Source organism: Rothia nasimurium, from assembly GCF_004569295.1.
Lineage (GTDB): Bacteria > Actinomycetota > Actinomycetes > Actinomycetales > Micrococcaceae > Rothia > Rothia nasimurium_B.
Map to the genome: position 1 here is coordinate 23506 of NZ_SPQC01000028.1, position 13931 is coordinate 37436.

At 59.7% G+C, this 13931-nt stretch carries 11 protein-coding genes; 3 read left to right on the top strand and 8 right to left on the bottom strand.

The annotated features are described in order from the left end of the window. Window positions 1-24 precede the first annotated feature (24 nt). The 5 genes from E4U03_RS08360 to iolC form a co-directional block, all read right to left on the bottom strand. A complete protein-coding gene (locus E4U03_RS08360; RefSeq protein WP_135013091.1) occupies window positions 25-939 on the bottom strand; it encodes a sugar phosphate isomerase/epimerase family protein in 915 nt (304 codons plus the stop codon). 215 nt (window positions 940-1154) lie between these two features. Beyond that, window positions 1155-2660 (bottom strand): CoA-acylating methylmalonate-semialdehyde dehydrogenase, encoded by a 1506-nt coding sequence (locus E4U03_RS08365; RefSeq protein ID WP_135013092.1) that lies wholly within the window; start codon window positions 2658-2660, stop codon window positions 1155-1157. A 142-nt stretch (window positions 2661-2802) separates the two neighbouring features. Further along, a complete protein-coding gene (gene iolD / locus E4U03_RS08370) occupies window positions 2803-4719 on the bottom strand; it encodes a 3D-(3,5/4)-trihydroxycyclohexane-1,2-dione acylhydrolase (decyclizing) (RefSeq protein WP_135013102.1) in 1917 nt (638 codons plus the stop codon). 48 nt (window positions 4720-4767) lie between these two features. Then, window positions 4768-5676, bottom strand: a complete 909-nt coding sequence (locus E4U03_RS08375) for a Cgl0159 family (beta/alpha)8-fold protein (RefSeq protein WP_135013093.1) — start codon at window positions 5674-5676, stop codon at window positions 4768-4770. A 17-nt stretch (window positions 5677-5693) separates the two neighbouring features. Beyond that, complete coding sequence (gene iolC, locus E4U03_RS08380; protein WP_135013094.1) at window positions 5694-6659, bottom strand: 5-dehydro-2-deoxygluconokinase; 966 nt, start codon at window positions 6657-6659, stop codon at window positions 5694-5696. Window positions 6660-6918: 259 nt separating this feature from the next. Between iolC and E4U03_RS08385 the strand changes: the two genes are divergently transcribed. Beyond that, complete coding sequence (locus tag E4U03_RS08385; protein WP_135013095.1) at window positions 6919-7926, top strand: sugar phosphate isomerase/epimerase family protein; 1008 nt, start codon at window positions 6919-6921, stop codon at window positions 7924-7926. A gap of 149 nt (window positions 7927-8075) precedes the next feature. Here the strand turns inward: E4U03_RS08385 and E4U03_RS08390 are convergent, their stop codons facing one another. Together E4U03_RS08390 and E4U03_RS08395 are read right to left on the bottom strand one after the other, a co-directional pair. Continuing rightward, window positions 8076-8564 (bottom strand): hypothetical protein, encoded by a 489-nt coding sequence (locus tag E4U03_RS08390; protein WP_135013096.1) that lies wholly within the window; start codon window positions 8562-8564, stop codon window positions 8076-8078. Between the two features lie 41 nt (window positions 8565-8605). Beyond that, window positions 8606-9844 carry an MFS transporter gene (locus E4U03_RS08395; RefSeq protein ID WP_167752366.1) on the bottom strand — a complete coding sequence of 413 codons (1239 nt, stop codon included), beginning with the start codon at window positions 9842-9844 and terminating at the stop codon, window positions 8606-8608. A gap of 133 nt (window positions 9845-9977) precedes the next feature. Here E4U03_RS08395 and E4U03_RS08400 point away from each other — a divergent pair, with 133 nt between their 5' ends. After that, window positions 9978-10739 (top strand): LamB/YcsF family protein, encoded by a 762-nt coding sequence (locus tag E4U03_RS08400; protein ID WP_135013098.1) that lies wholly within the window; start codon window positions 9978-9980, stop codon window positions 10737-10739. Between the two features lie 96 nt (window positions 10740-10835). On the opposite strand, the gene E4U03_RS08405 is transcribed toward E4U03_RS08400, so the two are convergent. Further along, window positions 10836-11756, bottom strand: a complete 921-nt coding sequence (locus tag E4U03_RS08405) for a DUF559 domain-containing protein (RefSeq protein WP_135013099.1) — start codon at window positions 11754-11756, stop codon at window positions 10836-10838. Window positions 11757-12166: 410 nt separating this feature from the next. On the opposite strand from E4U03_RS08405, the gene E4U03_RS08410 reads away from it, so the two are divergent. After that, the coding region (locus tag E4U03_RS08410) for a carboxyltransferase domain-containing protein (protein WP_135013100.1) at window positions 12167-13931 on the top strand (1765 nt) is incomplete at its 3' end.

The following is a 13931-nucleotide window of genomic DNA, read 5'->3' on the forward strand; positions in this document are numbered from 1 at the left end:
ATGCCTGCGTAGGGTGATGGAGTGTTAAGAGATGGTGGTGCGGGAGCCGCAGCCGAGCAGGTAGTTCTTGGTGCGCTTGGCTATTGGCAAGGGGGTATCGAAGGAGTCAACGGGGTACATATCTTGTTCGACGATGCCAAAGAGGGGGCGGCCGAGGGCTTCTGCAGCTTCGATGACCTTGGAGAGGTCAGGCAGGCCGTAGGGGGGCTCGCACATAGCCCCGAGGCGGACGGCCTTGGAGAAGGACATTTCTTCGGCCCTAACCTGGGCGACAATCTTGGGGTCTACCTGCTTCAGGTGCAGGTAACCAATGCGGTCAGGGTATTTTTCGATTAGTTCGACGGAGGATGCTCCACCGTATTCGGCGTGGCCGGTGTCGAGGCAGAGGGTAACTAGCTTGGGGTCGGTTACGGCTAGGAATTTTTCGATTTCTTCCATGGTTTCGACGTGGGAGTCGGCATGGGAGTGGAACTGTTGGAAGAGGCCGAATTCTTTCTGGAGGGTTTCGCCGAGGCGGTTGTGGCCTGTAGCGAGGTCGTCCCACTGCTTGTCGGTGAGGGTGGAGGGTTCAAGTTCTTTGCCGGTCTTGTCGTCGCGCCAGAGGGCGGGAATGACGACGATGTGCTGGGCTCCCATAGCTGCGGTAAGTTCTGCTACCTTGCGGGCGGGTTCCCAGGCGATATCCCACTGGTCGAGGCCACGGTGGAAGGCTGTGAAGACGGTTCCTGCAGACACCTGCAGGTCGCGGTCTTTGAGTTCCTTGGCTAGGATTTCGGGGTCTGCGGGGAGGTAACCGTAGGGCCCCAGTTCAATCCATTTATAGCCTGCTTCTACGACCTCGTCGAGGAAGCGTTGCCAGGGGGTCTGGGCGTCGTCTTCAGGAAACCAGACTCCCCAGGAATCCGGGGCGGTGCCAATGATGAGCTTGTTCTCTGTCATGTGTAGTCTCTTTCTGCGGTGAAAGGGAAGGGGGCGAGGCAGAAACCCCACAGATTTGTCCTTACATTCTATCAAATCTGCCACTTAGCCGTATGCCCGGTCTCACCAAAACCGCTATTCAGTCATAAAAAAACTCCGGCCAGGATACCTACCCAAAGGTCACTATCCTGGCCGGAGCACTCTTTCCAGCAGAGCCCCAGAGGGGTCACCTCACCCTAGGAGTTAGAACGGGACTCAAAATTGAAGGACGCCCCTGAAGCCTGCTTAGGCTCGGGCCAGCGCTGGGTGATGGCCTTAGCGCGGGTGTAGAAGCGGACCCCTTCTTCACCGTAGATGTGGTGCTCGCCAAAGAGGGAGTCGTTCCAGCCACCAAAGGAGTGGTTAGCCAAGGGCACCGGCAGGGGTACGTTCACGCCGACCATACCGACCTTGATGTCGCGGGTGAAGCGACGGGCAGCGGCACCGGATGAGGTGAAGATGCAGGTACCGTTACCGAAGGGGTTGGAGTTGATCAGCTGGATACCTTCTTCCAGGGATTCAACACGAACCACTACGAGTACGGGGCCAAAAATTTCTTCACCGTAGGCGGCCATTTCGGTCTTGACCTGGTCCAGGATGGTGGGGCCAACGAAGTTGCCACCCTCGTAGCCTTCAATGACCAGGTTGCGACCGTCAACCACAACAGCTGCACCGGCCTGCTCCGCTTCGGTAATAATACGCTGGACGCGGTCGCGGGAGACGGGAGTAATCAGCGGGCCCATGTCAGCGTCCTGATCCATACCGTTCGAAACCTTGATCTTCTGGGCGCGTTCTGCCACCTTGGCGATGGAGATTTCTGCAGCATCCCCTACAGCAACTGCCACTGAGATTGCCATGCAGCGCTGACCGGCCGCACCGAAGGCGGCGGCGCTGAGGTGGTCAGCGACGACGTCCATGTCAGCGTCGGGCATGATCAGGGCGTGGTTCTTGGCGCCGCCCAGGGCCTGGACGCGCTTGCCGTGAGCGGTTCCGGTCTCGTAAACGTACTTAGCTATGGGGGTTGAACCAACGAAGGAGATACCGTCAACATCGGGGTGGGTGAGCAGGCCATCGACCATCTCCTTGCCACCGTGCAGGACGTTGAAGACACCGTCAGGTAGACCTGCTTCCTTCCACAGCTTGGCAATGAAGTTAGCGGCAGAAGGGTCGCGCTCTGAAGGCTTGAGGATGAAAGCGTTACCTGAGGCAATAGCCAGAGGAGCCATCCAGAGCTGAATCATGACGGGGAAGTTGAAGGGGGTGATACCTGCAACGACACCCAGGGGCTGCCGCATGGAGTAAGCGTCAATACCGGTTGCCGCCTGGGGGGTGTAGGCACCGGAGATGATGTTGGTAATACCGCAGGCGTATTCTACGATTTCCTGGCCACGGGCAATTTCACCCTTGGCATCGGAGAAGACCTTACCGTGCTCCCTAACAACGATTTCTGCCAGCTCGTCAGTCCGCTCAACAAGCAGTTCACGGAAGCGGAAAAGAATGGCAGTGCGCTTGGCCAGGGAGACCTCAGACCAGCTCTGGCCCGCAGTCTTGGCAGCGGCAACAGCAGCCTGCAGCTCGTCCTGACCACCCATGTGTAGGGTGCCAATGGTTTCGCCGGTAGCAGGGTTGAAGATATCCTGGCGGGCGTCGCCTGCGCTGGCAACCTCGGAGCCCTGGATGAAGTGTACGACCTCGTATAACATGAACTTTTTCTTTCTCTTGATGTTGATATGTACATCGATCGGGTTCCAGCCCCGTGAGCCTGACGCTCATGGAGACTTGCGGGGTATCTGGGGCTGGAACCCAGGCTTAGTTTTGCCCTCTGCGGGGGCAGAGGAGGGTGACCTAGCCGAGCAAGGGACGCTGCTTGGCCTTGTTGCTGATGTAACCCTGATAGGCATGCTGGGTTGATTCCAACTCGCTCTCGGCAGTGACCGGAACATCCCACCAGGATTCCGAGGAGGGGGCGTCAATCATGGGATCTGACTCAACATGAATGACGATGGGCCCTGACCCTTCGGGGGCTGCCTTAGCTTCCTTGATAGCTGCCATCAGGTCTTCGCGGACGTTCTCCCCCGGCTCGACGCGGATTACACGGGCACCGAGGGACTCAGCGTTGGTTGCCAGGTCGATCGGGAGCTTGTCGCCGTGGTCGAAGGTGTGGTTTTCGGCGTCGTGCATACGGTACTTGGTGCCGAAGCGCTGGGAGCCCAGGGATTCAGACAGGGCACCAATGGAGGCGTAGCCGTGGTTCTGGATCAGGACGGTAATGAGCTTGATTCCTTCTGCAACTGCGGTCACCAGTTCGGTGTGCATCATCAGGTAGGAGCCGTCCCCCACCATGACGACGACGTCGCGTCCGTCCTGGGCATCCAGGGAGGCTCGCTTGACGCCCAGACCGCCGGGGATTTCGTAACCCATGCAGGAGTAGGCATATTCGACGTGGTAGCCGAAAGCGTCTTTGACCCGCCACATCTTGTGGAGGTCACCGGGTAGTGAACCGGCAGCGCACACAACGACGTCCCGGTCATCCATCGCTTCATTGACTGCACCGATGATTTCATTCTGGCTCATCAGGGGGCGGAAGCGCTGGGCGAAAGCCTCGTCCACAATGCCGTCCCACCGCTGCTTCTCGTCGGCAACCTGCTGACGGACAGCGTCCGAGACGCTAAAGCCGCTCATCGCTTCATTGAGCTTCACCAGGGCCTTGCGGGCGTCAGCAACCATAGATACGGCAGCACCCTGCTTGTAGGCGTCGAAGGCCGCAACGTTGATGTTGACGAACTTTACGTCGGGGTTCTGGAAGGCGGTGCGGGAGGCCGTGGTGAAGTCCTCGTAGCGGGTGCCGATACCGATAATCAGGTCTGCCTCACGGACCAGGGCGTTTGAAGCAGTAGAACCGGTGGAGCCGACAGCGCCCAGGCAGAGGGGGTGGTCCCAGTCCATGACGCCTACAGCTGCCTGAGTGTAAGCCACGGGGATACCGGTTGCCTCAACGAACTTCTTGAGCTCATCTGTTGCAAAGGCATAGTGGACACCGCCACCGGCGATAATGACCGGCTTCTGGGCGCCCCGAATAGCCTCAACAGCAGCCCGGATATCAACCTCTTCAGGTTCCGGACGGCGGATCCGCCACTCGCGGGGGGCCAAGAACTCTTCCGGCACATCCAGGACCTCAGCCTGGACATCCTGGGGCAGGGCAATGGTGATAGCACCGGTATCGACCGGATCGGTCAGCACCCGCATACCGTTCAAAAGGGCTGAAAAGACCTGCTCGGGACGCTGGACCCGGTCGAAGTAGCGGGATACGGGGCGGAAAATATCATTGACCGTGATATCACCAGCATCAAAGCGTTCCAGCTGCTGGAGCACCGGATCGGGGGTGCGGGTTGCAAACTGGTCTGAGGGGAAGAGCAAGGCGGGCAGACGGTTAGTGGTCGCCAGGGCGGCGCCGGTAACCATATTGGAGGAGCCGGGGCCGATAGAGGTTGTCACCGCGAAGGTCTGACGGCGACGGGTGTGGCGGGCGTAGCCAACAGCCTGGTGAACCTGGGCCTGCTCATTGCGACCCTGGTAGTAGGGCATAAGACCCGGAGCGGTTTCCTGGTACTGACGCAGGGCCTGTCCCATACCGGCGACGTTGCCGTGGCCAAAAATACCGAACATACCCGGAACAGTGCGGGCCCGGAAAGTTTCGTCGCCGATGGTATCGACGGTGTACTGGTTGCCAAGGAAGGTAACGACTGCCTGGGCGACGGACATTCTCTGATGAGCCATGAGGGTTTCTTTCTAACCGGAGTGATTCTTCTTTTAAGCGGTATGGTGGAGCAGGGAAGCTGCGGTCGCAACGGCCCCGGCGACGTCGCCGTCCTCGGGGTAGAGCAGGGTCCGCCCTACGGTTAGCCCCTGCACGCCGGGGAGCTTAAGGGCAGCTTCCCAGGTGGCGAAAACTTCATCGGGGGACGAGGAGGGGTCACCCCCCAGCAGGACGGTAGGCAGGGTGGTTGAGACCATGACCCGCTCCATCTCATCAACGACCGGCAGTTTCATCCAGGTGTAGGCGCTGTTGGTACCCAGGGCGCTGGCAATGCCCACTGACTTAATGACGGCGTCGGGAGTGAGGTCATTGAGGATTGCCCCATCAATGGTTTCAGAGATGAAGGGCTCAACCATGGCATAGAGCCCCTGGTCAGCAAGGGAGTTCACGGCCTGCGCTGTGGCTTCGAGGGTCGCAACCGTATTGGGGTCCCCGTAGTGGATTCTGGTCAGCATTTTGCCGCCGTCAGCCCCGATGGATTTGAGGTAGTCAGCGGTGTGGCCGGTGAAGCGGTCATCCATTTCATTGACGAGCCCCGAGAGACCACCTCGGTTCATAGACCCGAAGACGAGCTTTCCGTCGAGAGCACCAAGCAGGAGGAGGTCGTCGAGGATATCGGGGGAAGCCAGGACGCCGTCAACGGTCGGGTTGGCCAGGGCAATCTGGAGGCGGTCAAGAAGGTCCCGACGGTCTGCCATGGCCATGGGGTTTGAACCAACTCGGTTAGCGCCCCGGGCTGGGTGGTCTGCTGCCACAATGAAGTTCTGACGCCCGTAGGTCGGCCCCTCGTGGCGGGGTCGGGCTGCAGCAGCCCTGGCTACTGCCTGGGGGTCTTCCAGGCGGATTTTGGTGAGATGCTCGTAGCGGCGGGGGTCCCGGTCAGCGGTGAGATCAATCGTCATGGTCGTTCCCGTCCTTTCTAGAATCCGCGGTTACGGTCATTCAGGAAGTCCATGACGTCCTGTTCCTGGGGCATTGCCTCTGAGCAGGCAATCTGGGAGGCGACGATAGCGCCAGCTGCATTCGCAAAGGTCAGAGCGTTTTCCAGGGGCCAGCCTGAGAGAATTCCGTGGGTGAAGGCCCCGCCGAAGGAGTCTCCTGCGCCAAGGCCGTTGGCGGTTTCGACCGGGGTGGGGGCTGAGACAACACGTTCAGTAGCAGTCTTAGCCATCACGCCCTCAGCACCCATCTTGACCACAGCAATTTTCACGCCTGCAGCCAGGAGGCGGTCAGCCTGTTCGTCCGGGGTGCCGTCACCGACAGCAACAGCGCATTCTTCCCGGTTGCCAATGGCGATGGTGGCGTACTTAAGCAGTTCCTGAGCTGCGGCAGTTGCCTCTTCGGGCTTCTCCCAGAACATGGGGCGGTAGTCCAGGTCGAGAATCGTGTGCTGGCCCTCAGCCAGGTTGTCGCGTCCACGAGCCTCATGGGCTGCCAACTGGGCGGAGCGGGCCGGCTCCTGGCACATACCGGTCAGGGTCGTCCAGAAAATAGTGGCGTTTTTGACGGCTTCCATGTCGATGTCGTCGGCGGTGATCTGAAGATCCGGCGCGGTGGGGAAACGTCCATAGAAGTAGAGGGGGAAATCTTCTGGAGGTTTGATAGCACAGAAAGTGACGCAGGTCTGGAGGTTCGGATCGACGGTGACGTTTGCGTCATCTGCCCCGTAGCGGTTGAGTTCCCGGCGCAAGTACACACCGAAAGGGTCATTGCCGACGCGGGTGATTACAGATGTCTTATGTCCGTACTTAGCTGCGGCTACGGCGACATTGGCCGGCGAGCCGCCCAGGTATTTACCGAAGGTTTCAACGTCTTCAAGCCCTACACCGATGTCATTAGGGTAGACATCTACGCTGATGCGGCCCATGGTCAGCAGTTCGTACATTGACGATTTCCTTTTGTCAGTTGCAGATGGAGACGATATTGCCGGTTTGTCTATATCCAGCGTGCACCATGCCACTTTGTCCTGTCAATATTTGTTATGACATATTGACAAAAAATTTCAAAATAGTGAGACATTGTGTAATGTAGTCCATATGCCACTGGGAACAGAGTTCCCCACGCAACAAAAACTACAACCAAACGACATTTTCAAACCTCGATTTTGGAACGGTTCAACAACTATTGTCTGCCAAGGAGAAACCATGAAACTCGGTGTCTATAGCGCAATCCTTCACGACCGCCCCCTTGAAGAAGCCCTCACCATTGTTGCCAACCTAGAACTCAAGGGCTACGAACTTAACACCGGGGGCTTTCTACCCCCCGTCCATGTCCCTGTCGATGACATCCTCAAGAATCCCGAACTTGCTACGGACTACCTAGAAAAATTTAAAACCGCCGGAATCGAAATCGCAGGCTTAAACTGCAATGGGAATCCTCTGCACCCCAACCCTGAGATTGGCGAAAAGCACGCGGAGGACTTGCGCAAAACAATCCGCCTCGCTCCCCTGTTGGGGCAAACCCGCGTGGTCACTATGAGCGGTCTTCCCGGTACAGAACCCGGCACCAAACACCCTGCCTGGCATATCAACACGTGGAGTTCCGGAACCCTGGATTCTCTAGACTACCAGTGGGAAGTTGCAACCCAGTTCTGGGCAGAAATTGAAGAACTAGCTGCTGAAAACGGCGTAAAAGTTGCTCTAGAATTGCACCCCCAGAACCTGGTCTTCAACCCGCCCACAGCAAAGCGTCTCATAGAACGCATCAACGCCAAGCATATCGGTGTGGAGTTAGACGCCTCCCATCTTTTCTGGCAACAGATGGATCCCATTAAAGCTGTACGCTGGCTAGGAGGGCTAACTTTCCACTCTGCCGCCAAAGATGTACGCATCAACCCTGAAAATGCTGCAATCTACGGAGTACTGGATGAACGATTCCGTCGCTTGACTCCTGATGAAAACCGCACAAATATCGGTGGCGATGAATATGTCAACGAATGGCCTCAAGACTCATCCTGGGATTTCGTCGCTGTTGGCATCGGGCATGATGCCACCTACTGGGCAGAGTTTATGAAGGCCCTTTATGAGGTAGATGAGAACATGTGGGTCAATATTGAACATGAAGACACCTCTATGAGACCTATTGAAGGCCTTGAATACGCTGCTAAGACCCTACGTGAAGCAGCCAAGATAGCCAATATTGATATCTCATAGTCGGATTTGTCACACGTATGACTCCATCATCTGCCAGCTACTCAAAGCAGTAGTCGGCTTTTCCCGCTATATAACGAGAAAAAGCGAGCCAGCCGGCTCGCTTTTCTCAAACACACACATTTCTTGCGGCCCCTGCGGGCGGGCAGCTGCTATGCGAAGAAAGATTTGCCCTTCTGCACCTGCGAAGTCTCCAGAATGGCCGCCTGCTGCTCCGGGGTATAGGTAGCATCAACGGTACGAATGGCCTCGCCCAGGTCGTAGACGTCCTGCTCGGCTAAGAGCTGGGCAGAATCAGCCAGCACGTCCGCCACCCGGGCCTTCAAGTCAGCCGCGCTGGCTAGGCCGTCCTCCCGTAGCACGAGCTGCTCACCGGCGTCCGCACCCGGCTCAGCGCCCGGCTCTGCGGCGTCCTCTAGCTCAAAGAGAGCGAAGCCGTAGCGGCGTTCGTCCCCAATATAAAAAATGTTGAGCAGCAGGGTAAAGACGCGGCCGGTCAGGTCGATGTAGGTCTTCTCAAGTTCGGCGGTCTCTAGCCAGAGGCCATCGACCTCAGTCGGGGCGTCGTACTCAAAATCGTAGCCAAAGTCGGTAGCCAGGGCGTGGGCCAGCGGGCCAATGCCGTAGTCGGGGCGAGCCATATGGGTTCCTTAGGGTAGTAGGGCGGACGGACGCCGGGTGGTTAGTCCATGTCTCGGCCAGCGGTTTCGGGCACCGCGGCGCGCGTGAAGGTAATCAGACCAATGCCGATAACGGCGAAGACCGCAAACGTCATGCCCAAGCCAAGGGCTGCCACCATCTGAGGGAAGAAGAGGGAGACCATAAAGTTAGCGATCCAGGAGACAAAGGTAGCCACGCCCATACCGGCGCCGCGCACGCGGGCCGGGAAGACCTCGCTCATGAGCACCCAGGTCACCGGCGATACGGCACCCTGCTGGAAGACCAAGAAAATAATAGAGATAAAGAGGGTAGCCCAAGGCCGAGCGGACGCGTCCAGCAGCTGCGAGGTGGCCGCTAGCATGACCAGGGAAAAGGTGGTGCCTGTCAGGCCGATAGTCAGCACCAGGCGACGGGGGAAGCGTCCTACAAACCAGAGACCAACAGCGGCACCCAGCACCGACAGCACACCGTTGGAGATGTTGGCGGTCAGAGCCGCGTCGGTGGAAAAGCCAGCCTCGCGCAGCACCTGGGTGCCGTAGTACATAAGGGCATTGACGCCGGTAGCCTGCTGCACAATACCGATAGCGGCGGCCAGCAGCAGGGTGGTGCGCAGGGCCGGGTCCCGCCAAAGCAACTTCAGAGCACCGCGTTCGGCGGTAGCCTCCCGCTTGTAACCCGGCGACTCGGGCACCAGGAACATACCCACAAAAAGCACCAGAGCAGGGATGATCGAGATAGCGAACATAACCCGCCAAATCATCACCTGATGAGCAAAAATATTGCCAATCATCGCGTTGACCACGTAGGCGGTAAGCTGGCCGAAGACAATCATGAACTGGTTGCGGGTGACAATCGCACCGCGGCGGTTGGCGGGAGAAATTTCCGCCAGATAAATCGGTACGACCGCCGAGGCGGCGCCAACCGCCAGGCCCACCAGTACACGGAAGACAATAAAAATGTCCAGGTTAGGGGCAGCGGTAAGGCCCAGGGAGCTGGCCGCAAAAACCAAAGCCAGCACGAAGAGCACGCGACGGCGTCCGAACCGGTCAATCAGCTGCCCGGCAAGGAGCGCGCCAAAGGCGGCGCCCAGGGTCAGCGCGGACGTGGCCACCCCCTCCGCCGCAGGCGACAGGGTAAAGTCCTGCTGCAAGAAGGGAAGGGCGCCGTTAATGATTCCGGTGTCATAGCCGAAGAGAAAGCCGCCCACCGAGATAATCCAGGTGTAGAGGGTGACCCGGCGGGGGTCGGTAGCGTGTGTCATGCGCACTCCTTGTGTAGACCTCAGCAATTCTAGCCCTCTTGCCCCGCCCTGGGAACATGCCCGCCCAGGTGCGGCGGACGTCCGCACCCCAGCAGGTGCACCCAGCAGGCGGGCGCGGCGGTAGGCTAGTGCCATGAGCACCCTACATATTGATATGAATTCTGATTCTGGGGAGTCTTTTGGCTCCTGGACCATGGGCGACGACGCTGCGATGATGCAGACCGTCTCTTCAGCCAATATCGCATGCGGTTTCCACGCGGGTGACCCCTCGGTTGCGCGCACCACCGTGCGGGCGGCACGCGAGAACGGCGTGACGATTGGAGCCCACGTTTCTTACCCTGACCTGGCTGGTTTTGGCCGCCGGTTCATGGATATGACCGCCACCGAACTCACCGATACGGTGATCTACCAGGTGGGGGCGCTTGAGGCGGTGGCCCGAGTTGAGGGCACCGAGATTCGCTACTGCAAGCCCCACGGCGGTCTCTACAACGCTATTGTTCACCACGAGGTGCAGGCTGCGGCAGTAGCTCAGGCCCTGCACGAGCTGGGGGATCTGCCGATTCTCTGCCTGCCCAACTCCGCGGTTGCCCGTGCGGCTGGTGCCCTGGGCGTTCCTGTTTTTTATGAGGCTTTTGCCGACCGCGGCTACACCCCTGAGGGCACCCTGGTATCCCGCCGTGAGGCCGGTGCCGTGATTCACGACCCGCAGGCTGTCGCTGAGCGCGTGGTGCGCATGGCGGTGGACCGCGAAGTTGTAGCCGTGGACGGCTCGGTTGTGCCCCTGCAGGCCGATAGCATCTGCGTGCACGGCGACACCCCCGGGGCAGTTGCTCTTGCCCGGCAGGTGCGGGCGGCGCTTGAGGACGCCGGTGCGAACGTCCGCGCCTTTGCCTAGGTAGGCGGGGGGGCGGCGTCCTACCCCCACTGCCCTGCCGAATGCGACGTGTTTTCCCGAGCGGGTGTTGCTTTAACGCCCGCTTGGGAATTCAAGTCACATTCGATGACGCGGGCCTTCACAAATTCCAGCCCTCGCCAACTTTGCACGCAGACGCTCAGGGTGTACCACAATGTCTTCCCATAAAGCGCGCACCACAGTATACCCCATGCTCTCTAATTCGTGCTGACGACGACGCTCGTTCTGAACCACGTTCTCTGCAGCTTCACCAAAAGTACCCGCATACTTGACCTTCCCATCAACTTCTAAAATGACCCGCTCTTTCTCCCACAAAAAGTCAGGTCGCAGAGTTCTTCCACCAACCCATAAAGGCACCTGTTCTGCAGGCGGCGCAAGACCCCACATCAGAATCCAATATCGAGCAACAGTCTCCAGCGGTGACTCCGCTTTTGCGCTCATCAAACGAGCCACCTCACGCGCAGTACAAACACCACGACCGCTTAACTCTCTCAAGCACTGGGCTAAAACCTCATAATCCACCAGTCGGCAATGCAAAAAGTAATCGGCAATGCAGAGGGCATCAATAATCGGAAGCGTCCGCGCGCAATCGATAGCCGTCTGCAGCGGCGCCGTCACACGGGCTCCCCGATGGAACACTGCACTGTCGCATTCCTTCTGCCGGTTGCGGCTGACCTGCACCTGCCCTCGAGATTTGACTGAATCGTGCGGATGGCTCACCCATATTTTGTGCGGTAACCGCAGCACAGGGGCACCCCACCAGAGAGCAGCAGACACATGGCTTAACACATACCCCCGATTTGTTTTCATGAAAGCCACATGCCCGGCTAGACACCTATCGGTATTGCTTAGTGACTCCCATAAAGCTGTCTTTATATAGGCATTATGACCGATTTTAAAGAGCTCTCCCCTGGTGAATTCGCGGCTTACACCGGAAGTGCTCTTACCCAGGTGTCTAAGCTCAACCGAAGTTTTAACAGTCTCAAACAAGTGTTCCATGGGTTAAAAATGCCCTATTACAGTGCGTCTCTACTAGCCGTTTTCTACTATCTGTGGATAACTTTGAGGCCTAGCTGCGGAGGTTTGCTCAGGGCGAGAAGTATGACGTCAGTGCGTCAAAGTTTTCCACAGAAATAGAGCCGTTGAGCGGCGCTTACCCCGGCACAGAGCACTCCAGAAATAGCTTCACCACCGAATGCGACTCATCTTCCCAAAAGGACGTTAAAACAACACCCGCTCGGGAAAACAAGTCGCACTCGCCAGAGAGAACAGCTACGATGCGGCGCAGCTTGCGTGGGCGGCGCCACATCTGCCAGAATTGTTGAACAATCCTGAGCGGTGGCTGAGAGCTCTCCGTTTACTCCAACCACCGACAGGCCGTTCAGCACAACCGGGCAGAGAGGGGCGCCATGACCACCGCGCATACACCCAGCGGGCGCACACCCAGCAGGCAGGCCGCCACCATCTATACGGTCAAGCCCTTCGGCCTACTAGCCGTTATGGTTGACTGCCGCACCCTCGAAAACGCCCTGCACCTGCACGGCCACCTGCAACAACACCCCGCCTCAGGGCAGACCGAGCTGGTCCCGGCAGCCCAAACCGTGCTCGTCCGCTTCGAAACCGCCCAGCAGGCCGCTGACTTTCTTGCCGAGCCCAACCTGCCGCAGGCGTCCGGAGATGTGCGCACCCACGGCCGCACGGTTACCATCCCGGTCGTCTACGACGGCCAGGACCTCACCGACGTCGCCACCCACCTGGGCATAAGCGAGCAGGCGGTAATCTACGCCCACACCACAGGGCACTGGTCAGTTGCCTTCGCGGGCTTCGCCCCAGGCTTCTTCTACCTGCACCGGCACGATAATATGCTGGACGTTCCCCGCCGCCCCACCCCGCGCACCTCAGTTCCTGCCGGTGCTGTTGGCCTGGCAGGTGACTTCTCGGGCATCTACCCGCGCACCTCCCCCGGCGGCTGGCAGCTCATTGGCCGCACAAATGCGCCCCTCTGGGACCTCACTCAAAATCCGCCCGCCCTGCTAGAGCCCGGTATGCAGGTACAGTTCGAGGCGGTGCGGGAGCTCATTACAGCAGGTCAGGCAGGGGTTCAGGACGCTCCCGCCCCAGCCCAGCAGCCTCGGGCAGGTTCGCGCCCGGTTAGCTCCGGGCAGACGGACGGCCCCACCCCGGCTCCCAGCGAGGTGCTGGAGGTTAAAAGCCCCGGCCTGCTGACCCTCTTCCAGGATTCCGGCCGAGCGGGGCTGACCCACTGGGGTGTCTCTCCTTCCGGCCCAGCCGACCGGGAAGCGGCAGCCGAAGCTAACCGCTTGGTCGGTAACTGCGCGGGTGCTACCGTTCTTGAGAACCTGGCTGGCGGGCTAAAAATTACCGCTCTAGCCGACGCAGAGTTGGCCCTGACCGGGGCAGATACCCCGGCGCAGATAACCGAGGGCGCCAACGGGCAGGCCGCTAACCCCGGGCAGGGCGCAGCTCAGGCAACAGACACCCCTCTGGCCGTTCGCCCCTACGCCCCCTTTGCCCTGAAGCCCGGGCAGACCCTGACCCTGGGGGCACCCGCACGCGGTGTGCGTACCTATCTTGCGGTGCGCGGCGGGTTTGCCGCTAGAACCGAGGCGGCTAGCGCCTCCCGCGACACCCTGGCCGGGCTGGGCCCGAAGCCGCTGGCGGCCGGTGAGAGGCTCTCACTGGCAAGCCTGCCGGTGGCGGTGGTGGCTGACCCGGCACCCGTCCTACCCCTGCCGAAACTGGGCAGGGTGCTGGAGGTCCGCGCCCTGCCCGGCCCCCGCGACGACTGGTTTACACCCGAGTCTCTGAGTCGTTTCGCCGAGGTGACCTGGGAGGTCTCCCAGTCCAGTGACCGCATTGGGGTCAGGCTCCTGCTGGCAGATACCCCAGCCGACGGGGGTGCAGGCACCCAGCCCACCAACCTCCAGCCCGCCGATATCCTCACCCGGGCCGTGACCCGGGAGCTGCCCAGCGAGGGCATGGTGGCGGGGGCAGTCCAGGTGCCGCCGAGCGGTGAGCCCGTGGTCTTCCTAGCCGACCACCCGGTCACCGGCGGCTACCCCGTCATTGCCACGGTGCACCCGGCTGACCTGCGCCTACTGGCCCAGGCACCGCCCGGCACCCGTCTGCGCTTCACCCCGCTAACTCCACCCC